Origin of the sequence: Clavibacter sepedonicus (assembly GCF_000069225.1) — a bacterium.
Lineage (GTDB): Bacteria > Actinomycetota > Actinomycetes > Actinomycetales > Microbacteriaceae > Clavibacter > Clavibacter sepedonicus.
This window is the reverse complement of record NC_010407.1, coordinates 153,697-175,736: the sequence shown is the minus strand read 5'-3', so window position 1 is coordinate 175,736 and position 22,040 is coordinate 153,697. Positions and strand designations below refer to the sequence as shown.

Here is a 22,040-nt window from a genome sequence, read left to right as displayed (position 1 = left end):
TAGCGCCCCTGCCCGCCGGGCCGGCACCCGCCTAGGCTGGAACGGTCGTCCCGCCCGCACCCGCGGGAGCCGCCCGTCCCGAGATGCGCGCGGCACGCCGGACGACGGCAGACGCGAGGACGGCGTCGGACGACGACCGGAGGCGACGTGCAGGACGACGGCGACGCGCCCCGTGACGGCGCGAGCACGATCATCCGCCCCCGCGCGGCCCTCCTGCGGCAGCTCGCCCTCGCCACGCTCGCGCTCGTCGTGCCCCTGGGGGCGGCGCTCCTGGTGCTCGCCATCCCCACGGGGAACGCGGCGGCCGTGATCCTCGGCGTCGCGGTGGTCGGCCTGCTCAGCGCGCTTCTCGCCGCCCTGTACCGCACCTCGTACGTGCGGATCTCGCACACCACGGGCGACGTCGAGTCCCGCTTCCTGCTGCGCCGCACGCGCGTCCGCCGCAGCAGCGTGCACGACCTCCTGGTGGCGCACGTCTACCAGGGCCTCACGCTCGACACGCAGCCGCGCCTGTTCGTCATGGACGTCGACGGCCGGCTCCTCCTCCGCCTCAGCGGCCACGTGTACGACCTGTGGACCATGCGCTCGATGGCCGGCGACCTCGACCTGCCGCTGACGGAGCAGGCGAAGGTGCTCACCATGGCGGAGCTGCGCGGTGCCCGCCGAGGGGTCCTGCCCTGGTACGAGCGGTCGCGGCTCGCCCTGGCCGGGGCGCTCGTCCTCCTGGGCATGGGCGTGATCGGCGCCGTGGTCGGCATCATGGCGCTCACGGGCGTGCCCGTGTCGATCCGGCTGTGATCGACGCGGACGCGGACGCGGCCCTCGTGGACCTCGCGATGCTCGGGCCGCTCCTCGAGCGCTGGCGGCTGGATCCCGACGGCCCGGCCGTCCGCACCCCCAGCAGCGTGCTCGCCCCGGTCCGCCGCGACGGCGCCCGCCTGATGCTCAAGGTGCCCCTCGTGGAGGAGGAGCGGCGCGGCGGACGCCTGATGGCCGCGTGGGCCGGCCGCGGTGCCGCGCCCGTGCTCGCGTCCGACGCCGACGGCACCGTGGTCATGGCGCGCGCGGACGACACGGGGATCCTCGTGCGCGAGGCATCGGCCGAGGGGCCGGACGCGGACGCGCGCGACGACCGGGCCACGCGGATCCTCGCCCGCGCCGCCACGCGGCTGCACGGCGTGCCGCTGGACCCGCGCACGTGCGCCGAGGCCGTGCCCCTCGCCGTCTGGTTCCGCGAGCTGGTCGAGCCCGCGCGGCCGCTCCCCCGGTCCCTGGACCGCGGTGCGGCGGTCGCCCGCGAGCTGCTGGCCGGATCCGGCCCGACCGCGGTGCTGCACGGCGACGTCCACCACGGCAACGTCCTGCGCTTCGGCGGCGGCGGTCACGACGACGACGACGCGTGGCGCGCCATCGACCCCAAGGCCCTCGTGGGCGACCCCGGCTTCGACACGGCCAACATCCTCGCGAACCCGACGCCCGGGATCGCGCTGCGTCCTGGACGGCTGGCCCGGCGCGCGCGGGTGGTCGCCGAGGAGACGGGCATCGACCGGGACGCCGTGCTCGCCTGGGCCGAGGCGGGTTGCGCGCTGTCGGCGGCGTGGGATGCGGCCGACGCCGCACGCCTGCCGCGCCTCGAGGCGCTCGCCCGGCTCGGGGCGGCCGCGCGCGACGCCCGCCCGGGATCCGGCCGACCCCTCTAGCGGACGCCCTCCGGGGCCCGCTCCCGGGATCCGCGCGGCGCGAGGTCCGACGCCCACCCCGCGACCGCGCCCAGCGCGCGCTCGAGCGGCCCGCGCCCGATGGTCCGCGTCCAGAGCAGCGAGAGCACGACCGTCACGAGGAGGAACGCCAGGTACGCGCCGTCGTCCGCGATGAGGTCGCCCTCGGGCGCGACGAGGTCGATCACCACGATGTGCACCGCGTACACGGTGAGCGCGAGCTGCCCCACCGCCTCCAGCGGCACCAGCACGGCCGGCAGGAGGGCGGCGACGCGCAGGCACAGGCCGATGACCGCGATGGCGAACCCGCCGGATCCCACGACCTCGAACGGCGACCCCTCGTGCGGCGTCGTCGACAGGATGAACTCCCACCCGGGCGGCGGCGCGGGCACGGCCGCCTCGACCAGCGCCGACCCGCCGTACGCCAGCACGGCGAGACCCGCGCCCACCGTCATGAGCAGCAGCTGCACGCGCGCGGAGCCGAGCGCGAGCCGGCCGATCCCGAGGCCCGCGATCGCGAACACCACCCAGGTGAGCGCCGGGTAGTGGCCGGTGACGACGAGGACCACGAACGGATCCGGCCGCATGAGCGCGCCGTCGAAGTGGATGGCGAGCGCGGTCGTCGCGACCGGCAGCGCGACGGCGGCGACCGCGGCGAGCGCGAGCAGGCGTGACGCCCGCCAGCGCAGCAGCGGCAGCACGGCCACGAACAGCACGGCGTAGACCTCGAGGATCACGGCGACGTACGTCTGCAGCGCCGCCAGCAGCCCGCCGAGGAGGAACAGGCATGCGGCGCGCACGAGGATCCTCAGGCGCACGCGCGCGAGGTCGCTCCCGTCGAGCGGCCGCTCGCGCCCCGACATCAGCGCGATGGAGAGCCCGGCCAGCGTGGCGAAGAGGATGGACGACCGGCCGTCGGCGATGGCGAGCCAGGTCGACGGCTCGTCGAGCTCGAGGGTGCGCGGCACCGCGACGTGCGCCGCCATCATGCCGAGGACCGCGAGCCCGCGCGCCGCGTCGACCCCCCGGAGGCGGGCCGGGTCGCGGGCGGGGCTCATGGCCTCACCCTACCCAGCGCTCCCCCGCGGCCCGCGGCCGTCAGTTGGTGAGGGCCGGCACCGTCCGCGGCTGGACGATGAGCCACATCGAGAGGATCGAGACGACTGCGCACGCGCCCATGACGACGGCCATGGGCACGCCCGAGGTGATGCCGATCAGGCCGACGATGGGCGAGATCGCGCCCGCGAGTCCGAAGTTCACCGCGCCCAGGAGCGATGCCGCCGTGCCGGCCTCGTGCCCGTGGTTGACGAGCCCGAGCACCTGCACGCAGGGGAAGCCGAAGCCGCACGCGAGGATGAAGAAGAACAGCGGGATCAGCGTGCCGAGGAGCCCGGCGTCGGTGAAGGTGCCGAGCAGCACGATCGTCGCCGACGACAGGAACTGCACGGTGACGACGCCCGCGAGGATCCACTGCGGCCCGATGACCTTCGTGAGCCGCGCGGCGATCTGGTTGCCGATCACGACGCCCAGCGAGTTGATACCGAACAGGATCCCGAACTGCTGCGCGTCGAACCCGTACACGTCCTGGAACAGGAACGACGAGCTGGAGAGGTAGGAGAACAGCCCCGCGAACTGCATCCCGCCGATGAGCGCGACGCCGACGAACACGCGGTCGCCCAGCACCGAGCGGTAGCGGCGGAGGAGCGTCCCCTTCTCCTCGATGCGCACGCGGTCCTTGGGCAGCGTCTCGACGATGAAGAAGGTGACCGCGATCACGACGAGGATCGCGTAGGCGGTGAGCGCGTAGAACACGCCGCGCCAGTCGACGAAGCGCAGCAGCTGCGAGCCGATGACGGGCGCGAGGATCGGCGCGAGCCCGGTCACGAGGGCGAGCCGCGAGAGCATGCGCACGAGCGGGCGGCCGCCGAAGAGGTCGCGCACCATGGCCATGGCGACGACGGCGCCGCCCGCGGCACCCGCGCCCTGGAGGATGCGGAAGACGAGCAGCACCGTGACGTCGGGCGCGAGCGCGGCACCGAGCGACGCCAGGATGTGCAGGCTCGTGGCGACGATCAGCGGCAGTCGGCGCCCCACGCGGTCGCTCCACGGTCCGACCACGAGTTGGCCGAGCGCGAACCCGACGGTCGTGCCCGTGAGGGTGAGCTGCACGGCCGCGTCCGAGACGCCGAACTGCTCCTTGATCACCGGGAAGGCCGGCAGGTAGAGGTCGATCGTGAACGGGCCGAGGCCGACGAGGGCGCCCAGCACGATGATGTAGACGATGCGCTCCCGGCGGGAGAGCGCGTCGCCGGGGTGGAGGACGGCAGACGACACGGAGCGTTCCTTCGAGATGAGGGGGGCGCGGGGCGCCGGAGGACTCAGGGCGCGCGGATGGCGCGCCTCGATGTCCAACTGCCATGCGCCCGGCTTATTCCCAGCCGAGGGAATCCCAGCGCGTCGGCGCGTAAGGCGCCGCAGCGTCAGGCGGCGCAGCGGGTCAGGCGCGCAGCGCCCGGACCACGCGTTCCACGTCGTCCTCGTCGTTCCAGAGGTGGAAGGCGATGCGCGCGCGGCCCGCGCGGCCCGAGGCGACGATCCCCGCGGCGCCCAGCCGGGCGAGGTCGGCGCCGTCCGCGTCCGGCCACGTGACGATGGCCTGTCCGCGCGGCTCGATGCCGAGCCCCGCGCTCACGAGGTCGCCCAGCTCGACGTTCCTCCGGTGCACGGCGTGGAGGTCGAGGCGCGCGAACAGCGCGATCGCCGGAGCCGCGCCGACCCACGCGCCGAAGGCGGGCGACACGTCGAACGCGCGCGCGTCCTCGGCGAGCGCCATCGCGGGTCCGTAGCAGGACGCCCACACGTCGGCGCCCGCGTACCAGTTCGCCTGCACGGGCACGAGCGTCCGCCGGTAGCGGTCCGACAGCGTGAGGAACGCCGCGCCGCGCGGTGCGCAGAGCCACTTGTACGCGTGGCAGGCGGTGGCGTCGAACAGGCTCGCGTCGATCGGCATGGCGCCGGCCGCCTGCGTCGTGTCGCAGAGGGTGAAGGCGTCGTGGATCCGGGCGGCCTCGCGGATCGCGGCGACGTCCGCGACCCGGCCGTCGGCGGACTGCACGAGTGAGAACGCCACGAGGTGCGTGCGCGGGCCGATCTCGCCCGCGAGCTCCTCGAGCGGCACGTGCCGCACGACGACGCCGCGCGCCTCCGCCACGACGAACGGGTAGGTGAGCGAGCTGAAGTCGCCCGACACGCACAGCACCTCGGCGCCCGCGGGCACGGCGGCGGCGAGCACGCTCACGAAGGAGGCGGTCTGCGAGCCCACGGCGACGGATCCCACGGGTACGCCCACGAGCGACGCGTACGACGCACGCACGCCCTCGACGACGCCGCCGTAGCCGTGCGCGGTGGATCCCCCGGCCGACCAGGTCGTGAGGTCGGCCCGCAGGCGCTCGACCGTCGCGCGCGTCGGCAGGCCCATGGTGCAGGCGGAGAGGTAGCCGGGCCCGGCCTCGAACAGGTCGCGGAGGTCGGCGGGCAGCGGCGCCGGCGCGGCGTCAGCGGGGGCGGGCGTCGGGTTCCGGGTCGGCATGCCTCCAGCGTGCCGAGCACGGATCCATCGAGCAAGAGCCCTCCCGGTATGCGTCCCATAACCGCACGTTATGATCCGCGGATGACCGACGCGCCCTCGACCGCACGCGACCTCGACTCGGCGGCCCTCGCCGCCGTGCACGCCCTGGCCGTGCGGGGGTCCATCACGGCCGCCGCCGCGGCGCTCGGCGTCAGCCAGCCGGCCCTGTCGCAGACGCTCCGCCGCCTGGAGGCGCGGATCGGCGTGCCCGTCACCGCGCGCGCCGGACGCGGCGTCGTCCTCACCGAGGCCGGCCGCGTCCTCGCCCGGCACGCCGAGACCGTGGTGCACGCCATCGACGCGGCGGCCGACGAGCTCGACGACCTGCGCGGCCTCCGGGCCGGCACCGTGCGCGTCGCGGCGTTCCCGTCCGCGTCGTCCACGGTCGTGCCGCGACTCCTCGGCGGTCTCGCGGCGGCGCATCCGGGCCTGGGGTTCGGCTACCTCGAGGCCGAGCCGCCCGAGGCCGTCGCGGCGGTCCGCGCCCGCGAGGCCGACGTCGCGGTCACCTTCGCGTACCCGGACGACCCGGACGACCACGCCGCCCGCTCCCTCGACGACCTCGATGCCCGGCCGCTCTGGCGCGAGACGCTCTGGGCCGTGCTGCCGGAGGCGCGGGCGCTGCGGCACCGCGGCCCGCTCGCGCTCCGCGACCTCGCCGACGACAGGTGGATCGCGGGCTGCGTCCGGTGCCGCCGCCACCTCGTGAGCGCCTGCGCCCGCAGCGGCTTCGCGCCGGCCACGTCGTTCGAGACGGACAACGCGGCGGCGGCCGTCGGCATGGTGCAGGCGGGGCTCGGGGTCGCGCTCCTGCCGTCGCTGGCCCTCGCGAGCGCGCCGCTCCCCCGCGGCGTCGTGCGGCGGCGGATCTCGGGCGTCGGCGAGCGCGTGGTCCACGTCGTCACGGCGCCGGGCGGATCCGCCTCGCCCGCCGCGCACGCCGCCGTCCAGGCGCTCGCCCGACTCCGCGTGGGCGACTGGGAGCTCCGCCGCGCGTGACCGCCCGGTGATGACGCGCGCCTCCGCGCGGGCTGTACGTGCGATCCCCGGTCGCGCCGCTGCTCGATCTCGGGAGTAGCGTCCGAAGAGATCAGGCCGTCGGGGGACGCGTCTCGCAGACGGCCAGGAGGACACATGACGGACCACGACGGAGCTCTCCTCGACCGCGACATGGGGCTGCTGCTGGCGGCCGCGTCCCGGGCGGTGATCTCGCTCTACAGGCCGTTGCTCAAGCCGTACCACCTGACGCACCCGCAGTACCTCGTGATGCTCGCCCTGCAGGAGAAGGACCCCCGTCGGGCCGGCGACCTGAGCGACGCCGTGCAGCTCACGCCCGGCACGCTGTCGCCGCTATTCAAGCGCCTCGAGCTCCTCGGCTACATCACGCGCCAGCGCGACCTGGCCGACGAGCGCCGCCTCCTCATCGCCCTCACGGAGCGCGGGCGCGGCATCCTGCCCGACCTCCTGCGGGTCGCCGAGCGGGTGCACGACGATGTCGTCCGGCGCAGCGGGGCCGACCCGAGCGCCCAGGCGCGCCTGCGGAGCATGACCGAGCTGCTCCTCGACGCCTGAGCGGCGACGCCTGAGCGCCGACGGCGCCGCCCGCGGGACGACCAGGCTCAGCGCGCCCCGTCGACCACCCGCTGCCAGAGCGTGTGGTCGCGCCACTCGCCGTCGATCCGCAGGTACGCCGGCGCGACCCCGATGGCCGCGAACCCGGCGCGCGTGAGCACCTCCTCGGATCCGCCGTTCCCCACCAGCGTCGACGCCTCCAGCCGGTGCAGCCCGGCGGCCCGCGCGATGCGCACCGCCTCCCGGGCCGCCGCCGTCGCGAGGCCGGCGCCCTGCCGCTCCCGGTCGATCCAGTAGCCGAGGCTCGCGCTCTGCGCCGCTCCGCGCTTCACCGCGAAGAGGTCGCAGCGGCCGATGACGCGGTCGCCCTCCACGATGAGGTACGGCAGGCCGGATCCGGTCGCGCGCTCGGCGACGCGCCCCGCGAGCTGCGCCCGCTGCCCCGCCGACGTGAAGAACGCGTCGGTGCGCGCCGGCTCGAACGGGCGGAGGTGCTCCCGGTTCGCGCGGTACGCCTCGGCGAGCGCGGCCGCGTCGGTGATCCGCGCGGGCCGCATCACGACGCCGTCGGCGAGCGCCGCCCGCTCGTCCGTGCCGGGCGGGGGCCCGCTCACGCCCCGGGGCGCACGTGCCGCTCGGGGCGCGCGTCGACCGCCGGGATGGCGCGGTCGGCGATGAGCCGCGCGTACCAGAGCGCACTGTCCTTTGGCGTCCGCTCCTGCGTCGCGTAGTCCACGTGCACGATGCCGAACCGCTTCGAGTACCCGAAGGCCCACTCGAAGTTGTCCATGAGCGACCACACCTGGTAGCCGCGGAGGTCGACGCCGCGGGCCATCGCCCGGTGCGCGGCGGCGAAGTGCCGCGACAGGTAGTCGATCCGCTCGGGGTCGTGCACGGCGCGCGTGCCGGCGTCGTCCACGGACACCTCGTCGTCGAAGGCGGCGCCGTTCTCCGTGACCATGAGCGGCAGGTCGGGGAACTCCTCGTGCAGCGACACGAGCAGGTCCTCCAGGCCCTGCGGCTCGATGTTCCAGCCCATCGCCGTGTACGGGCCGGGCTGCTCCAGGAACTCGACGTCGTCGGTGCCGGGGAACGGGGTCGCGGCCACGTCGCCGTGGATGGAGGTGCCGCCGCCGGCGACGGCGCCGTCCCGCATCCGCACCCGGCTGGTGTTGTAGTAGTTGACGCCCAGCAGGTGCAGCGGCTGGCGGATGAGCTCGGTGTCCCCGGGCAGCACGAACGACCAGTCGGTGATCCCGGCGGTGTCCGCCATCACGTCCGCCGGGTACCGGCCGTGCAGCAGCGGGTCGAGGAACACGCGGTTGCCCACGCCGTCGACGCGGCGCACGGCCTCCGGACCCGTGTCGCCTTCGCCGCGGATCACGTGCAGGTTGAGCGTGATGGAGAAGCGCGCGTCCGCCGGCACGACTTCCTGGAGCGCGCTCACCGCGAGGCCGTGCGCGAGGTTCAGGTGGTGCACGGCCTGGAACGAGGCCTCCGCGTCCGTGCGGCCCGGCGCGTGCACGCCGGCCGCGTAGCCGAGGTACGCCGAGCACCACGGCTCGTTGAGCGTGGTCCAGGTGCCGACGCGGTCGCCGAGCGCCTCGCCCATGATCCGCGCGTAGTCCGCGAACGCGTACGCCGTGTCGCGGTTCGTCCAGCCGCCCTCGTCCTCGAGCGCCTGCGGCAGGTCCCAGTGGTAGAGCGTCGCGATGGGGGTGATCCCCCGCGCCACGAGCCCGTCGACCAGCCGCCCGTAGAACGCGAGGCCCTCGACGTTGGCGGGCCCGCGACCGGTCGGCTGGATGCGCGGCCACGCGATCGAGAAGCGGTACGCCTCGAGCCCGAGCGCCTGCATCATGTCGAGGTCGGACTCGAGCCGGTGGTAGTGGTCGTCGGCGACGTCGCCCGTGTCGCCGTCGAGCACCTTGCCCGGCGTGCGGCTGAACGTGTCCCAGATGGAGGGGCCGCGCCCGCCCTCGTCGACCGCGCCCTCGATCTGGTAGGCGGCGGTGGCGGATCCGAAGAGGAAGCCGGGAGGGAACTCGAGGCCCTCCCCCCGGTCGTCGGCGGGGTCTCCGCTGGATCCGGCTGCGGCGGGCGATGCGTCGGTCATGGGATTCGGGGACCTCTCCGTCGGGGTGGGCGGCCGCCCGACGGGCGCTCGCGCGCACGACGGCCTCGGCCTCCCGCCATCCTGCCCGGGCCCCGGCGACGCGTCCAGCCGACCGCCCCCCGCGGCCGTGTCGGCGTTGCGCGCGAGCCGCCCGCCGATTAGGTTGTAGCTAGCAACAAATCACCGACGACGCTGACAGGAGACACCATGGCGCTCACCCCCACCCGCGAGGACAAGTTCTCGTTCGGACTCTGGACCATCGGATACACGGGGGCCGATCCCTTCGGCGGCCCCACCCGCTCCGACCTCGACGTGGTCGAGGGCGTCGAGCGCATCTCGGAGCTGGGCGCCTACGGCCTCACCTTCCACGACGACGACCTCTTCGCGTTCGGATCCACCGACGCCGAGCGCCAGACGCAGATCGACCGCCTCAAGGGTGCGCTCAGCGACACCGGCATCGTCGTGCCGATGGTCACCACGAACCTCTTCTCCGCGCCCGTCTTCAAGGACGGCGGCTTCACCTCGAACGACCGCGCCGTCCGCCGGTTCGCGATCCGCAAGGTGCTCCGCAACATCGATCTCGCCGCTGAGCTCGGCGCGAAGACGTTCGTCATGTGGGGCGGCCGCGAGGGCGCCGAGTACGACTCCGCGAAGGACGTCCGCGGCGCGCTCGAGCGCTACCGCGAGGCCGTCAACCTGCTCGGCGACTACGTCACCGACAAGGGCTACGACATCCGCTTCGCGATCGAGCCGAAGCCCAACGAGCCCCGCGGCGACATCCTGCTGCCCACCCTCGGCCACGCGCTCGCGTTCATCGAGACCCTCGAGCGCCCCGAGCTCGTCGGCGTGAACCCCGAGGTCGGCCACGAGCAGATGGCGGGCCTCAACTTCACCGCCGGCATCATGCAGGCGCTGTACCAGGGCAAGCTGTTCCACATCGACCTCAACGGCCAGCGCGGCATCAAGTACGACCAGGACCTCGTCTTCGGCCACGGCGACCTGCAGAACGCGTTCTCGCTCGTCGACCTGCTGGAGAACGGCGGCGTGGGCGGCGGCCGCTCCTACGACGGCCCGCGCCACTTCGACTACAAGCCCAGCCGCACCGAGGACATCACGGGCGTGTGGGACTCCGCCGCCGCGAACATGCGCATGTACCTGCTCCTCAAGGAGCGCGCGCAGGCGTTCCGCGCCGACCCCGAGGTTCAGGAGGCGCTCGCCGCCGCTAAGGTCGCCGAGATCGACACCCCGACGCTCAACGAGGGCGAGTCCTACGACGACATCCTCGCGGACCGCTCCTCGTACGAGGACTTCGCGGCCGACGAGTACTTCGACGCGAAGGGCTTCGGCTTCGTCCGCCTCAACCAGCTGGCGCTCGAGCACCTGATGGGCGCGCGCTCCTAGATGTACTCGGCCATGACGTTGGTGACACTTCGGGGCGTGTGAAGAGGCCTCCTGGCTTGATGGAGCTGTTCAGTTCAACCATCGCCAGGAGGCCTCGATGTCCCACGGTAATGCTCGTCTGACGGTTCACGGGAGGGTTCTCCTCGTGCGGCGGGTGGTGGAGGATCGTCGGCCGGTCGCGCACGTCGCGCGGGAGCTGGGGGTGTCGCGGCAGTGCGCGCATCGATGGGTGAACCGGTTCCGTGCCGAGGGGCTGCGAGGGCTGACGGATCGGTCATCGCGGCCCCGGTCAGTACCGAGGCGAACGAGCCCGGAGCGGGAACGGGCCGTGCTGGAAGCGCGGGCCCAGTTGCGGGCGGGTCCTGCGCGGCTGGCGCCGGTGACAGGTGTTCCATCCCGTACGATCTCCCGCATCCTGCGCCGGCACGGGGCGCCGCCGTTGGCATGGTTGGACCCCGTCACCGGGGCCGTGATCCGGGCATCCCGGTCAACGGCGCACCGGTATGAGCACGAGCATCCGGGTGATCTGATCCACGTGGACGTGAAGAAGCTCGGGAGGATCCCGGACGGAGGCGGCTGGCGGGTCCACGGGCGCAGCGAGCAGGTCCGCGGCCGCGGGATCGGGTTCGATTACGTCCATGCCGCGGTCGATGACCACACCCGTCTCGCCTACGCGGAGATCCATCCCGATGAGAAAGGCGCGACCGCGGCCGGGTTCCTGACCCGCGCAGCGGCGTACTTCGCCGGGCGCGGGATCACCCGGATCGAGCGGGTCATCACGGACAACGCGTTCGCCTACCGGCACTCGACCGCGTTCAAGAACGCCGTCCAGGACCTGGGCGCGCGGCAGAAGTTCATCCGCCCGCACTGCCCCTGGCAGAACGGCAAGGTCGAGCGCTTCAACCGGACCCTCGCGACCGAGTGGGCCTACCGGCAACCCTTCACCAGCAACCAACACCGCGCCGACGCGCTTGACCCCTTCATCGAGCACTACAACACTGAACGAATCCACTCAAGCCACGGGCTCACGCCCGCGGCCCGAGTGTCACCAACGTCATGACCCAGTACACCTAGAGCCCGCACCCGCACGACCGGAGGGCCCGGCATCCACGTGGATGCCGGGCCCTCCGTCTGTCCCGTCCGCTCCCCGTCATGCTCCCGACATGCTGCCGGGGAAGAGCCGCGCGACGGGGACGCCGAGCTCGATCGCGATCGCTCGCGCGAGCACCACGCCGGGCTCGTGGCGGCCGTTCTCGATGGCGACCACCGTGCGATCGCTCACGCCGGTCGCCCGCGCGAGGTCCTCCGCCGCCATTCGGGCCGCGACCCGATACGCGCCGAGGTCGTTCGTGCCCGGCCCCGGCTGGAGGCAGGCGCGCAGCCGCGCGTCGTAGCGGAAGCCGTAGTCGGCGAGCGCGAAGACCATGAGCATCAGGGACGTCATGATCGGCGGCTGGCCGGGGCGCAGCAGCTGGAGCAGCGCGGCGGCCGGGATCGCGATCAACAGGTCGCGGAAGACGGCCGCCTGGGTGCACGCGACGATCGCCCGCTCCACGCTGCCGGACGCGGCCGCGCGGGACCGGCCATCGCGACGGTGCCGGATGGCGAGGCCGATCGGTCCGCTGGAGAGGACCACGAGCGCGGACACCACGGCGGCGACGGGGTCGCGCCCGTGCTGCACGGCGAGGACGGCGGCGAGCACGGACACCCCCACTCCGACCGCAGCCCAGGGGATCACGAACCTCCGCATGCTGCGCTCCCCCTCTCCTGGATGGACCGCGCGACACGGCACTCGACGCGGCGGCGGACTGCGTGGACGTTACGCGGATCCGGGCGCGCGCGAGCGACCGGCCCCCACCCCTCGAGCTGCACACGCCGAAGGGCCCGGCATCCATGCGGATGCCGGGCCCCTCGTTGCGCGTCAGCGCGGGTGGCGCGGGTGGATCAGGTCGCGGACTTGGATCCGCGGCTCTTGTCGAACATGCCGAACGCCTCGTCAGCCCATCACCAGACCGCCGAACAGCGCGCCAAGGGCAAACCTTTGGGCATCAATCGTCTCGAGCCAGCGAGAAAAGCTCTTCCAAGGAAGCGCCGAATACGCGCGCAAGCGAAAATGCTAATGAAAGCGTCGGCTCATGTCTGCCCTGTTCGATGGAGATAATCGTGCGTCTGCTGACACCGACCTCCTCCGCGAGGCCCTGCTGGGTGAGCCCCAGAGCCGTGCGTCGCTCGCGGATCTGATTCTCGACTGTCATGAACGGACGGCTCGCCTCAAGGCCAAAACGTACCTCAGCCAGAAGTCGACCAACAGGATGAGTAGAATCCCGAAAACCGTCGTCGCCGACGTGAGCTTTGGAATGACCACGCTCACTAAAAACGCCACAGGGAGAGCGATGACGACATCTCGGAAGACAGTCGCTTGAACATCCCGCGCGAGTGCCATCTCCACGCTGCCAGGCCTATCCGACCGGGAAGACCTGGCACGCCTTCCTTTGACGACCATGGCCGTCACCGGCCCCGCAAACGCGATTGCAGCCACGATGACCCCCCTGGCTATGTCGCCTGGACCCTGAGTCGCTTCATACAGACCCACGCCCAACACGACGGCGCAGACGAGAGCGGTGACTATGGTGCTCTGCTTCATGACGGAAACCCCCTCTAGGTGAAGTAGACTTCACACTAGGGTGTTGAGCCCGACGCGATCTGTGCTGTGCACAGCCCTAGGTACGCTCGTCCTACTGGCACTCGGGGTAGCCCAGCAGCTGCAGGTAGATGCGCAGCTCTCTGCCACCGCCGCACACCCCATTCGCGCCGATGTAATAGGTAGCGGCAGCGATAACGGACCCGACAACGACGCATGCCGCCTGACCGACGCCAGGCAAAGCGCATAGCGCCGCTCCCACCGCATAGCCCGCCCCGGCCGCGATGGCGCCCTGATCAGTCGAGTTGAGGCTGATGAAGAGCCCTTGGTCCCCATACCCGCCGCCGATGAGGGAACCAGACACCGGATCGCCGCTGGCAGCGTCCACCCGGAAGGCGAATGTCGCCCCTTCCGGCAGGGCGTAGACCTCATAGCGGGCGCCGTTCTCTTGCTCGAATCGAGGAACGATGTTCCCCGCCCGGAATTCCGCCAGAGCGCGAGCCGATTGAACATCGTCCACCGCGTGTTCGGCCGCATTTGGCAAACCCTGAGTCACGACACTGGCGTCGCTTGGGCCTCCGTGGAAGCTCATGGAGCTGGCACTAGCCGGGCTGGCCCCCGCGACGACGAATATCACTGCTGTCAGGCCAGTCAGCCATTTGGCCGCTCGGTGGCGGTGGGCAGAGTTTCGAGCGGATTTCGGCAGGGACATCGTTCCTCCAGAGGGGATCAGTGTCGACACGCTAGGGCTGCAACTGGGTACCTCGTCAGAGACATGCACCGCTGGAACTCGAGGCCGCGCGGCAGACACCTATCCACAGCTCCACGCCGACTGCGATCCTTTACGACGAAGGGGCCCTGCATCCATGCGGATGCCGGGCCCCTCGGTGCGCGTCAGCGCGGGTGACGCGGGTGGATCAGGTCGCGGACTTGGATCCGCGGCTCTTGTTGAACACGTCGAACGCGACCGCCAGCAGGAGCACGAGGCCCTTGATGAGCTGCTGGTACTCCGTGCCGAGGCCGAGCAGCGACATGCCGTTGTTGAGCACGCCCATGATCAGACCACCGATCATGGCGCCGGTCACGGTGCCGATGCCGCCGGTGACGGCCGCGCCGCCGATGAACACCGCGGCGATCGCGTCGAGCTCGAAGCCGTTGCCGGCAGACGGGAGCGCCGAGTTGCTGCGCGCGGTGAAGGCGATGCCGGCGAGCGCGGCCAGGAAGCCCATGTTCACGAAGAGCAGGAAGTCCACGCGCTTCGTGTTGATGCCGGACAGCTGCGCCGCGTTGAGGTTGCCGCCTCGGGCGTAGATGTGGCGGCCGAAGATGCTGCGGTTCATCACCGCCGTGTAGACGAGGACGAGGACCGCGAGGATGAGCAGCACGATCGGCGTGCCCTGGTAGCTCGCGAGCAGGTACGTGATGCCGAGCACGAGGATCGCGATGGTGGCGAGCTTCGTGATGAACCAGGCGAAGGGCTCGTCCTCGAGGTTGAGCTTGACGCGGGCGCGACGCTCGCGGAGCTGCTGCGCGACCAGGAAGATCGCGGCCAGGACGCCCAGCGTGACGGTGACCCACTCCAGGTAGGAGTTACCGCCCGAGGGGTCCGGCAGGAAGCCCGCGCCGACCGAGACGTACTCGTCCGGGAAGGGCGTGATGGGGCGGTTCTGCAGGACGATCTGCGCGAGGCCGCGGAACGTGAGCATGCCGGCGAGGGTCACGATGAACGCGGGGATGCCGACGTACGCCACCCAGAAGCCCTGCCAGGCGCCGATGAGGCCGCCGATGACGAGGCTCGCGATGATGGACGCCCACCACGGCCAGCCCCAGCTCACGGCGAACACACCCGAGACGGCGCCGATGAGGGCCACCACGGAGCCGACCGACAGGTCGATGTGGCCGGCGATGATGATCATCACCATGCCGATGGCGAGGATCAGGATGTAGGCGTTCTGGACGACGATGCTCGTGACGTTGCGGGGCTCGAGGAGCGTCCCGTCGGTGAGGATCTGGAACAGCACCACGATCGCGATCAGCGCGATGAAGATGCCGATCTGCCTGAGGCGACTGACGAGGAAACCCGCCACACTGCTGAGACTGGACATGGTGACTATTCCTTTTCCTTGGTCATGTAGGACATGAGGCTCTCGGGGGTCGCCTCGGCGATCGGCAGCTGGCCCGTGATCCGCCCGGCGGAGAGGGCGTAGATCCGGTCGCAGATGCCGAGGAGCTCGGGCAGCTCGCTGGAGATGACGATGATCGCCTTCCCCTGGGCGGCGAGCGCGTTGATGATCGTGTAGATCTCGTACTTGGCGCCGACGTCGATGCCGCGGGTGGGCTCGTCGAGGATCAGCACGTCCGGGTCGGAGAACATCCACTTCGAGAGGACGACCTTCTGCTGGTTGCCGCCGGAGAGCTTGCCGGTGATGGCGCCCACGCTCGGGGCCTTGATGTTCATCGACTTGCGGTAGCCGTCGGCCACCACGTACTCCTGGTTCGCGTCGACCCAGCCGGCCTTCGCGAGCTTCTCGAGCGCGGCGCCGGAGATGTTGCGCTTGATGTCGTCGATGAGGTTCAGGCCGTAGTGCTTGCGGTCCTCCGTGGCGTAGGCGAGGCCGTTCTTGATGGCCTCACCGACCGTCTTGGCCTGGATCTCCTTGCCGCGCTTGTAGAGCTTGCCGGAGATGTTCGCGCCGTAGGAGCGGCCGAAGACGCTCATCGCGAGCTCGGTGCGACCGGCGCCCATGAGGCCGGCGATGCCGACGACCTCGCCCGCGCGGACGTTGAGGTTGGCGTGGTCGACGATGACGCGGGAGTGCTCCTGCGGGTGGTGGACCGTCCAGTCCTCGATGCGGAGGACCTCGTCGCCGATGTCCGGCGTGCGGTCGGGGTAGCGGCTCTGCAGGTCGCGGCCGACCATGCCCTTGATGATGCGCTCCTCGCTGATGGAGTCGCGCTCGAGGTCGAGGGTCTCGATGGTCTTGCCGTCGCGGATGATCGTCACCGCGTCGGCGATCGCCTTGATCTCGTTCAGCTTGTGGCTGATGATGATGCTCGTGATGCCCTGGCCCTTGAGGTGCTTGATCAGGTCGAGCAGATGGGCGGAGTCCTCGTCGTTCAGCGCCGCCGTGGGCTCGTCGAGGATAAGGAGCTTCACCTCCTTGGAGAGGGCCTTCGCGATCTCCACGAGCTGCTGCTTGCCGACGCCGATGTCGGCGATCTTGGTGGCCGGGTTGTCGCTCAGCCCGACGCGGGCGAGGAGCTTCGCGGCCTCCACGTTGGTGGAGTTCCAGTCGATGAAGCCGCCCTTGGAGATCTCGTTGCCGAGGAAGATGTTCTCCGCGATGGAGAGGAAGGGGCTCAGCGCGAGCTCCTGGTGGATGATTACCACGCCCGACTTCTCGCTGTCGCGGATGCTGGAGAACTTGACGACGTCGTTCTCGAGGACGATGTCGCCGTCGTAGGAGCCCGCCGGGTAGACGCCGGACAGGACCTTCATCAGGGTCGACTTGCCCGCGCCGTTCTCGCCGCAGATCGCGTGGCACGTGCCGCGCGTGACCTCGAGAGTGACGTCCTGCAGCGCCTTGACGCCGGGGAACGTCTTGGTGATGCCGCGCATCTCGAGAATGTGGTTGGCCATGGCCTGCCTCACTTGTGTGGATGGTGGTGCCGGGTTCCCGGCGGTGGTGCTGCGGGCGGCGGTCGATCGCCACCCGCAGCCGGGCCGGCCGTGGTGCACGGCCGGCCCGACCCGGTGGAGGCCGGTCGACGCATGCGTCGACCGGCCGGGTGCGCCGCCTGAGGCGGTGCGGGTGAGGGTTACTCGCCCTTGTCGATCTCGTCCTGCGTGTAGTAGCCGCTGTCCACGATGACCTCGACGAGGTTGTCCTTCGTCACGGTGACGGGGGCGAACTGCTTGGTCGGGACGCCCTTGACCTTGTTGTTGTAGGTGTCGGGAGCGTCCGGGGTGCCGCCGGTGAGCAGGTCGTCGACCATCGTGACGGCCTCCTTGCCGAGCAGGCGCGTGTCCTTGAAGATCGTCGAGTACTGGACGCCGTCGAGGATGAGCTTGTCGGACGCCTTCTCGCCGTCCTGGCCGGTGATGATCGGCATGGCGTCGCTGGCGACGCCGGCCGAGGTCAGGGCCTGGATGATGCCGCGCGACAGGCCGTCGTACGGCGAGAGCACGCCGTCCGGCTTGGCGCCGCCGGGGTACGAGCCCGAGAGCAGGTTCTCCATGCGGGCCTGGGCGCCCTCCTGCTTCCACTGCTGGATCGCGACCTGGCTGAACTCGGACTGGCCCGAGCCGATGGTGACCTGACCGGAGTCCAGGAACGGCTTGAGGACGCTCATCGCGCCGTCGTAGAAGAACGTCGCGTTGTTGTCGTCCGGGCTGCCGGCGAAGACCTCGATGGTCTTCTTCTCGGTGCTGCCGGTGGCCTTGCCGTCGGCGTCCACGAGACCGAGGCCCTGCAGGAGCGAGTTGCCCTGGAGCACGCCGACCTGCTGGTTGTCGAACGTCGTGTAGTAGTCGACGTCCTCGGTCCCGTTGATCAGGCGGTCGTACGCGATGACCTTGACGCCGTCGTCGGCCGCGGTCTTGAGGACCTGGGTCAGCGCGGTGCCGTCGATCGACGCGACGATGAGCGCCTTGGCGCCCTTGTTGAGCATCGTCTCGATCTGCGAGATCTGGTCCTGCACCTTATCGTTGGCGTACTGCAGGTCGACCTTGTAGCCGAGCTTGGTGAGCTGGTCGTTGACGTTGTTGCCGTCGTCGACCCAGCGCTCGCTCGTCTTGGTGGGCATGGCGACGCCGACGAGGGCGCCCTTGTTGTCCTCGGTGCCGCCGGCGCTGCCGCCGCCGCCGCCGGAGCATGCGGCGAGGGAGAGGGCGATGCTCGTGGCGGCGATGCCGACGAGTACCTTCTTCATCTTCACGGTCGTGTCCTTTCGTACTGCTGCTGTGAGGCGCGGTCGGCATCTGCGCCGGATCCGCACCCCTGGTGTGGGTGTTACAGGCCCTGGGCCAGGCGGTGGTACGCCTGGTTCCAGCGGACTTCCTTGGTGAAACCCTTGAGAGTCGTGTCCTCGTCGATGACGAGGAGCTCGGTGCGCGCGATCTCGGCGAAGTCCTCGAAGACCTCGACGCCGACCTGCGTGCTCATGACCGTGTGGTGGGCGGCGCCGGCCGTGAGCCAGGCCGCTGCGCTCGTCGCGAGGTCCGGCGCGGGCTTCCACACGGCGCGGGCGACGGGCAGGTTCGGGAGCGGCTCGTCGAGCGGCACGACCTCCACGACGTTCGCGACGATGCGGAACCGCTCGCGCATGTCGCTCATGGCGACGACGACGGCGGGGCCGGGGTCGGTGTCGAAGACGAGGCGCACCGGGTCCTCGCGTCCCCCGATGCCGAGCGGGTGGATCTCGAGGCTCGGTCGGCCGGTCGTGAGCGTGGGGCATATCTCGAGCATGTGGGCGCCCAGGATCTTCTCCTCGCCGGGGACGAGGTGGTACGTGTAGTCCTCCATGAGGCTCGCGCCCCCGGGGAGGCCTGAGCCCATGACCTTCGCCGCGCGGATCAGCACCGCCGTCTTCCAGTCGCCCTCGGCGCCGAAGCCGTAGCCCTCGGCCATGAGGCGCTGGACGGCGAGGCCGGGGAGCTGGCGGAGGCCGCCGAGGTCCTCGAAGCTCGTGGTGAACGCGCCGAAGCCGCCCTCCTCGAGGAACGAACGGAGCCCAACCTCGATGGCCGCGCCGTAGCGGAGCGACTCGTGGCGCTCCCCGCCGCGCTGCAGCTCGGGGGCGATGTCGTAGAGGCGCTCGTACTCGTCGACCAGCGCGTCGATCTCGGCGTCGGTCGCGGCGTCGACCCGCTCGACGAGGTCGTTGACGCCCCACGTGTTCACGGAGACGCCGAACTTGAGCTCGGCCTCCGTCTTGTCACCCTCGGTGACGGCGACGTTGCGCATGTTGTCGCCGAAGCGGGCGACCTTGAGCTCGTGGACGGCGGCCCAGCCGGCGGCGGCGCGCATCCACGTGCCGATGCTGTCGCGCACCGACTCGGTGCTGACGTGCCCGACGACCGTCTTGCGGACGACGCCGAGGCGCGACTGGATGTAGCCGAACTCCCGGTCGCCGTGCGCGGCCTGGTTGAGGTTCATGAAGTCCATGTCGATGCTGCTCCACGGCAACGCGACGTTGGCCTGCGTGTGCAGGTGGAGGAAGGGCTTCTGCAGGGCGTCGAGGCCCTGGATCCACATCTTCGCCGGGCTGAACGTGTGCATCCACGCGATGAGGCCGATGGTGCGATCGCTCGCGTTGGCCTCGAGGGCCATGCGGCGGATGCTGTCGGAGTCCTTGAGGACGGGCTTCCAGACGACGCGGACGGGGATGTCCGACGCCTCCTCGAGCTGCCGGGCGATCTCCTGAGACTGCTCGGCGACCTGCTGGAGCGTCTCCTCGCCGTAGAGGTTCTGGCTGCCGGTGAGGAACCAGACCTCGTAGTGGTCGAGGGAGGTGGTGATGCGGCTCACTTCAGGGCTCCTTGGGGTGCTTGTCCGTAGACGTTCTGGTAGCGGTCGAACAGGGCGTCAACGGCGTCGGCGGGGAGCGGCGCGGGCTCGCCCAGCTGGCGCGAGATGTGCACGGTGCGCGCCACGTCCTCGACCATGACGGCCGCCTTCACGGCGTCCTTCGCGTCCTTGCCGATGGTGAACGGGCCGTGGCCCGCCATGAGCACGGCGCGCGAGCGGTGGCCGGTGAGCGTCTCCACGATGCCGCGGCCGATCGAGTCGTCGCCGATGATCGCGAACGGGCCGACGGGGATCTCGCCGCCGAACTCGTCCGCCATCGCGGTGATGACGCACGGGATGGGCTCGCGCCGGGCCGCCCACGCCACCGCGTAGGTGGAGTGCGTGTGGACCACGCCGCCCACCTCGGGCATGTTGCGGTAGACGTACGCGTGCGCCGCCGTGTCGCTCGACGGGGCGTTGCGCGAGCCGGGGGTGTCCGGGATCACGTTGCCGTCGAGGTCGCAGAGGATCATGTTCTCGGGGCTGAGGTCGTCGTAGCTGACGCCCGAGGGCTTGATGACGAAGAGGTCGGCGCCGGGGACGCGGCCGGAGACGTTGCCGCCGGTCCAGACCACGAGGCCGTAGCGCACGAGCTCGGCGTGCAGGCGGGAGACCTCGGAGCGGACGCGGGCGACCGCGACCTCGATCTCGGGTGCGTAGGTGCTCACGCGCGGGCCTCCCTCTTGAGCGACTTGAGCCGCTTCATGACGTCGTTGGCGCCGCGACCGAAGTAGTCGTGGAGCGTGGAGTACTCCTCGTAGAGACGGTCGTAAGCGAGCGCGCGCTCCTCGTCCGGCTGGTACTTCCCGCGCTCGACCTTGCCCATCGCGTCGCCCGCGACGCGCACGTCGGGGTACGCGCCCGCGGCGACGGCGGCGTGGATGGCGGATCCGAGCGCCGGACCCTGCTCGCTCGTGATGACCGAGATGGGGAGTCGCAGGATGTCGCTGTACGCCTGCATGAGGAACGCGTTCTTCAACAGGCCGCCCGCGACGATGAACTCGGTGACGGGCACGCCCGAAGCGCCGAACGTCTCGACGATCTTGCGGGTGCCGAACGCGGTGGCCTCGAGCAGCGCCCGGTAGACCTCCTCGGTGCGCGTGGTGAGGGTGGTGCCGACGACGAGGCCGGACAGCTCGTGGTCGACGAGGACCGAGCGGTTGCCGGAGTGCCAGTCGAGCGCGACGAGGCCGTGGCCGCCGACGGGCTGGTCGGCCGCGAGGTCGGTGAGGTGCTGGTGGACGCTCTTGCCGGCGGCCGCCGCCTCCTCGGCGTAGCGCGCGGGCACCTGGTTCTTGACGTACCAGGCGAAGATGTCGCCGACACCGGACTGGCCGGCCTCGTAGCCGTAGAGGCCGGAGACGATGCCGCCGTCGACGACGCCGCACATGCCGGGGACCTCGGTGAGCACGTCGCTGTTCATGACGTGGCAGGTGCTGGTGCCCATGATCGCGACCATCTGGCCGGGCTCGACGGCGCGGGCGACGGGGGCGGTGACGTGCGCGTCGACGTTGCCGACCGCGACGGCGATGCCCTCGGGCAGGCCCGTCCAGGCGGCGGCCTCGGCGGAGAGCGTGCCGGCGGCGGATCCGAGCTGGCCGATCTCGTGCGCGACCTTCTCCTCGGCGAACGAGGCGAAGCCGGGGTTCAGCGCACCGAGGAACTCGGGCGTGGGGTACTCGCCGTCCTGGAGGATGCCCTTGTAGCCGGCGGTGCAGGCGTTGCGGACGTAGCTGCCGGTGAGCTGCCAGACGATCCAGTCGGCCGCCTCGACCCAGTGGTCCATGAGCCCGTAGAGCTCCGGGTCCTCCTCGAGCAGCTGGAGGCCCTTCGCGAACTCCCACTCGCTCGAGATGAGGCCGCCGTAGCGCGCCAGCCACTTCTCGCCGCGCTCCTCGGCCAGCGCGTTGATGCGATCGGCGTGCGACTGCGCGGCGTGGTGCTTCCAGAGCTTGACGTAGGCGTGGGGGCGGTCGGCGTATCCCTCGACCTCGTTGAGCGGGGTGCCGTCGGCGAGCGTGGGGACCATGGTGCACGCGGTGAAGTCGGTGCCGATGCCGATGACCCGCGCGGGGTCGATGCCGGCCTCGCGGATGGCGGCGGGGACGGCCTGCTTGAGCACGTCGACGTAGTCGGAGGGCACCTGCAGGGCCCACTCGGGCGGCAGCTGCGCGCCGGTGGCGGCGAGCGTGTCGTCCATCACCGCGTGCGGGTAGTCGAGGACGCCGGAGCCGAGCTCGACGCCGTCCGAAACGCGCACCACGACGGCGCGGCCGGAGAGGGTGCCGTAGTCGACCCCGATGACGTAGCTCTCGGCCTCCGTGCTGGGCTGGGCCTCGGCTGCGGTGCTCACGGGGGCGCTGGGCACGGGATCGACTCCTTCGTCTGATGCATG

Annotated in this window: 21 protein-coding genes; 6 read left to right on the top strand and 15 right to left on the bottom strand. The window is 71.2% G+C overall.

All coding sequences use genetic code 11. The features are described 5' to 3' along the window. The first annotated feature begins 147 nt into the window (after positions 1–147). Together CMS_RS00760 and CMS_RS00755 are read left to right on the top strand one after the other, a co-directional pair. Positions 148–798, top strand: coding sequence for a hypothetical protein (locus tag CMS_RS00760; protein ID WP_012297631.1), 651 nt, complete (start codon positions 148–150; stop codon positions 796–798). Then, positions 795–1,700: an aminoglycoside phosphotransferase family protein gene (locus tag CMS_RS00755; RefSeq protein WP_012297630.1), complete on the top strand. Its 906-nt coding sequence runs from the start codon at positions 795–797 to the stop codon at positions 1,698–1,700. Before CMS_RS00760 ends, CMS_RS00755 begins: the two co-directional genes overlap by 4 nt. On the opposite strand, the gene CMS_RS00750 is transcribed toward CMS_RS00755, so the two are convergent. The 3 genes from CMS_RS00750 to CMS_RS00740 all read right to left on the bottom strand — a co-directional run bounded on the left by CMS_RS00750 (position 1,697) and on the right by CMS_RS00740 (position 5,307). Continuing rightward, positions 1,697–2,776, bottom strand: a complete 1,080-nt coding sequence (locus CMS_RS00750; RefSeq protein ID WP_041464258.1) for a heparan-alpha-glucosaminide N-acetyltransferase domain-containing protein — start codon at positions 2,774–2,776, stop codon at positions 1,697–1,699. The genes CMS_RS00755 and CMS_RS00750 overlap by 4 nt on opposite strands. Positions 2,777–2,816: 40 nt before the next feature. Next, entirely contained in the window at positions 2,817–4,052 is a 1,236-nt protein-coding gene (locus tag CMS_RS00745; protein WP_041464800.1) for a multidrug effflux MFS transporter, read from the bottom strand. A gap of 163 nt (positions 4,053–4,215) precedes the next feature. Beyond that, a complete protein-coding gene (locus tag CMS_RS00740; protein ID WP_012297627.1) occupies positions 4,216–5,307 on the bottom strand; it encodes an aminotransferase class V-fold PLP-dependent enzyme in 1,092 nt (363 codons plus the stop codon). Between the two features lie 81 nt (positions 5,308–5,388). Between CMS_RS00740 and CMS_RS00735 the strand changes: the two genes are divergently transcribed. After that, complete coding sequence (locus CMS_RS00735; protein ID WP_012297626.1) at positions 5,389–6,345, top strand: LysR substrate-binding domain-containing protein; 957 nt, start codon at positions 5,389–5,391, stop codon at positions 6,343–6,345. A 135-nt stretch (positions 6,346–6,480) separates the two neighbouring features. Beyond that, on the top strand, positions 6,481–6,918 hold the full coding sequence (locus CMS_RS00730) for a MarR family winged helix-turn-helix transcriptional regulator (protein ID WP_012297625.1): 438 nt from the start codon (positions 6,481–6,483) through the stop codon (positions 6,916–6,918). A gap of 47 nt (positions 6,919–6,965) precedes the next feature. On the opposite strand, the gene CMS_RS00725 is transcribed toward CMS_RS00730, so the two are convergent. After that, positions 6,966–7,532, bottom strand: coding sequence for a GNAT family N-acetyltransferase (locus tag CMS_RS00725; protein WP_012297624.1), 567 nt, complete (start codon positions 7,530–7,532; stop codon positions 6,966–6,968). Next, positions 7,529–9,034, bottom strand: coding sequence for a GH1 family beta-glucosidase (locus CMS_RS00720; RefSeq protein WP_012297623.1), 1,506 nt, complete (start codon positions 9,032–9,034; stop codon positions 7,529–7,531). The genes CMS_RS00725 and CMS_RS00720 overlap by 4 nt, the downstream gene beginning before the upstream one ends. Before the next feature lie 207 nt (positions 9,035–9,241). Between CMS_RS00720 and xylA the strand changes: the two genes are divergently transcribed. Then, a complete protein-coding gene (gene xylA, locus CMS_RS00715) occupies positions 9,242–10,435 on the top strand; it encodes a xylose isomerase (RefSeq protein ID WP_012297622.1) in 1,194 nt (397 codons plus the stop codon). A 97-nt stretch (positions 10,436–10,532) separates the two neighbouring features. Next, a complete protein-coding gene (locus CMS_RS16400; protein ID WP_012296866.1) occupies positions 10,533–11,495 on the top strand; it encodes an IS481-like element IS1121 family transposase in 963 nt (320 codons plus the stop codon). Positions 11,496–11,585: 90 nt separating this feature from the next. Here the strand turns inward: CMS_RS16400 and CMS_RS17620 are convergent, their stop codons facing one another. The 10 genes from CMS_RS17620 to araB all read right to left on the bottom strand — a co-directional run bounded on the left by CMS_RS17620 (position 11,586) and on the right by araB (position 22,013). Beyond that, positions 11,586–12,185 carry a helix-turn-helix transcriptional regulator gene (locus CMS_RS17620; protein WP_012297621.1) on the bottom strand — a complete coding sequence of 200 codons (600 nt, stop codon included), beginning with the start codon at positions 12,183–12,185 and terminating at the stop codon, positions 11,586–11,588. A 298-nt stretch (positions 12,186–12,483) separates the two neighbouring features. After that, a complete protein-coding gene (locus CMS_RS16395; protein WP_086935876.1) occupies positions 12,484–12,690 on the bottom strand; it encodes a helix-turn-helix transcriptional regulator in 207 nt (68 codons plus the stop codon). Next, on the bottom strand, positions 12,687–13,079 hold the full coding sequence (locus tag CMS_RS00700) for a hypothetical protein (protein ID WP_041464256.1): 393 nt from the start codon (positions 13,077–13,079) through the stop codon (positions 12,687–12,689). The genes CMS_RS16395 and CMS_RS00700 overlap by 4 nt, the downstream gene beginning before the upstream one ends. Before the next feature lie 91 nt (positions 13,080–13,170). Continuing rightward, positions 13,171–13,668: a hypothetical protein gene (locus tag CMS_RS16125; protein ID WP_133064098.1), complete on the bottom strand. Its 498-nt coding sequence runs from the start codon at positions 13,666–13,668 to the stop codon at positions 13,171–13,173. 325 nt (positions 13,669–13,993) lie between these two features. After that, complete coding sequence (mmsB, locus tag CMS_RS00690; RefSeq protein ID WP_012297618.1) at positions 13,994–15,181, bottom strand: multiple monosaccharide ABC transporter permease; 1,188 nt, start codon at positions 15,179–15,181, stop codon at positions 13,994–13,996. A 5-nt stretch (positions 15,182–15,186) separates the two neighbouring features. Further along, positions 15,187–16,716, bottom strand: coding sequence for a multiple monosaccharide ABC transporter ATP-binding protein (mmsA, locus tag CMS_RS00685; RefSeq protein WP_012297617.1), 1,530 nt, complete (start codon positions 16,714–16,716; stop codon positions 15,187–15,189). A gap of 179 nt (positions 16,717–16,895) precedes the next feature. Continuing rightward, positions 16,896–18,014: a substrate-binding domain-containing protein gene (locus CMS_RS00680; protein WP_012297616.1), complete on the bottom strand. Its 1,119-nt coding sequence runs from the start codon at positions 18,012–18,014 to the stop codon at positions 16,896–16,898. Positions 18,015–18,088: 74 nt separating this feature from the next. Continuing rightward, a complete protein-coding gene (gene araA, locus CMS_RS00675; RefSeq protein ID WP_012297615.1) occupies positions 18,089–19,606 on the bottom strand; it encodes an L-arabinose isomerase in 1,518 nt (505 codons plus the stop codon). Continuing rightward, positions 19,603–20,313, bottom strand: a complete 711-nt coding sequence (locus CMS_RS00670) for an L-ribulose-5-phosphate 4-epimerase (RefSeq protein ID WP_012297614.1) — start codon at positions 20,311–20,313, stop codon at positions 19,603–19,605. The genes araA and CMS_RS00670 overlap by 4 nt, the downstream gene beginning before the upstream one ends. After that, positions 20,310–22,013 carry a ribulokinase gene (gene araB, locus CMS_RS00665; RefSeq protein WP_041464255.1) on the bottom strand — a complete coding sequence of 568 codons (1,704 nt, stop codon included), beginning with the start codon at positions 22,011–22,013 and terminating at the stop codon, positions 20,310–20,312. The genes CMS_RS00670 and araB overlap by 4 nt, the downstream gene beginning before the upstream one ends. Positions 22,014–22,040 lie beyond the last annotated feature (27 nt).

Excerpts from the sequence above, each read along its gene's own strand:
- CMS_RS16400 (WP_012296866.1), top strand. The coding sequence starts at position 10,533 with ATGTCCCACGGTAATGCTCGTCTGACGGTTCACGGGAGGGTTCTCCTC.
- mmsB (WP_012297618.1), bottom strand. The coding sequence starts at position 15,181 with ATGTCCAGTCTCAGCAGTGTGGCGGGTTTCCTCGTCAGTCGCCTCAGG.
- CMS_RS16395 (WP_086935876.1), bottom strand. The coding sequence starts at position 12,690 with ATGACAGTCGAGAATCAGATCCGCGAGCGACGCACGGCTCTGGGGCTC.
- CMS_RS00730 (WP_012297625.1), top strand. The coding sequence starts at position 6,481 with ATGACGGACCACGACGGAGCTCTCCTCGACCGCGACATGGGGCTGCTG.
- CMS_RS16125 (WP_133064098.1), bottom strand. The coding sequence starts at position 13,668 with ATGAGCTTCCACGGAGGCCCAAGCGACGCCAGTGTCGTGACTCAGGGT.
- xylA (WP_012297622.1), top strand. The coding sequence starts at position 9,242 with ATGGCGCTCACCCCCACCCGCGAGGACAAGTTCTCGTTCGGACTCTGG.
- CMS_RS00740 (WP_012297627.1), bottom strand. The coding sequence starts at position 5,307 with ATGCCGACCCGGAACCCGACGCCCGCCCCCGCTGACGCCGCGCCGGCG.
- mmsA (WP_012297617.1), bottom strand. The coding sequence starts at position 16,716 with ATGGCCAACCACATTCTCGAGATGCGCGGCATCACCAAGACGTTCCCC.
- CMS_RS00750 (WP_041464258.1), bottom strand. The coding sequence starts at position 2,776 with ATGAGCCCCGCCCGCGACCCGGCCCGCCTCCGGGGGGTCGACGCGGCG.
- CMS_RS00700 (WP_041464256.1), bottom strand. The coding sequence starts at position 13,079 with ATGAAGCAGAGCACCATAGTCACCGCTCTCGTCTGCGCCGTCGTGTTG.
- CMS_RS17620 (WP_012297621.1), bottom strand. The coding sequence starts at position 12,185 with ATGCGGAGGTTCGTGATCCCCTGGGCTGCGGTCGGAGTGGGGGTGTCC.
- CMS_RS00735 (WP_012297626.1), top strand. The coding sequence starts at position 5,389 with ATGACCGACGCGCCCTCGACCGCACGCGACCTCGACTCGGCGGCCCTC.
- CMS_RS00720 (WP_012297623.1), bottom strand. The coding sequence starts at position 9,034 with ATGACCGACGCATCGCCCGCCGCAGCCGGATCCAGCGGAGACCCCGCC.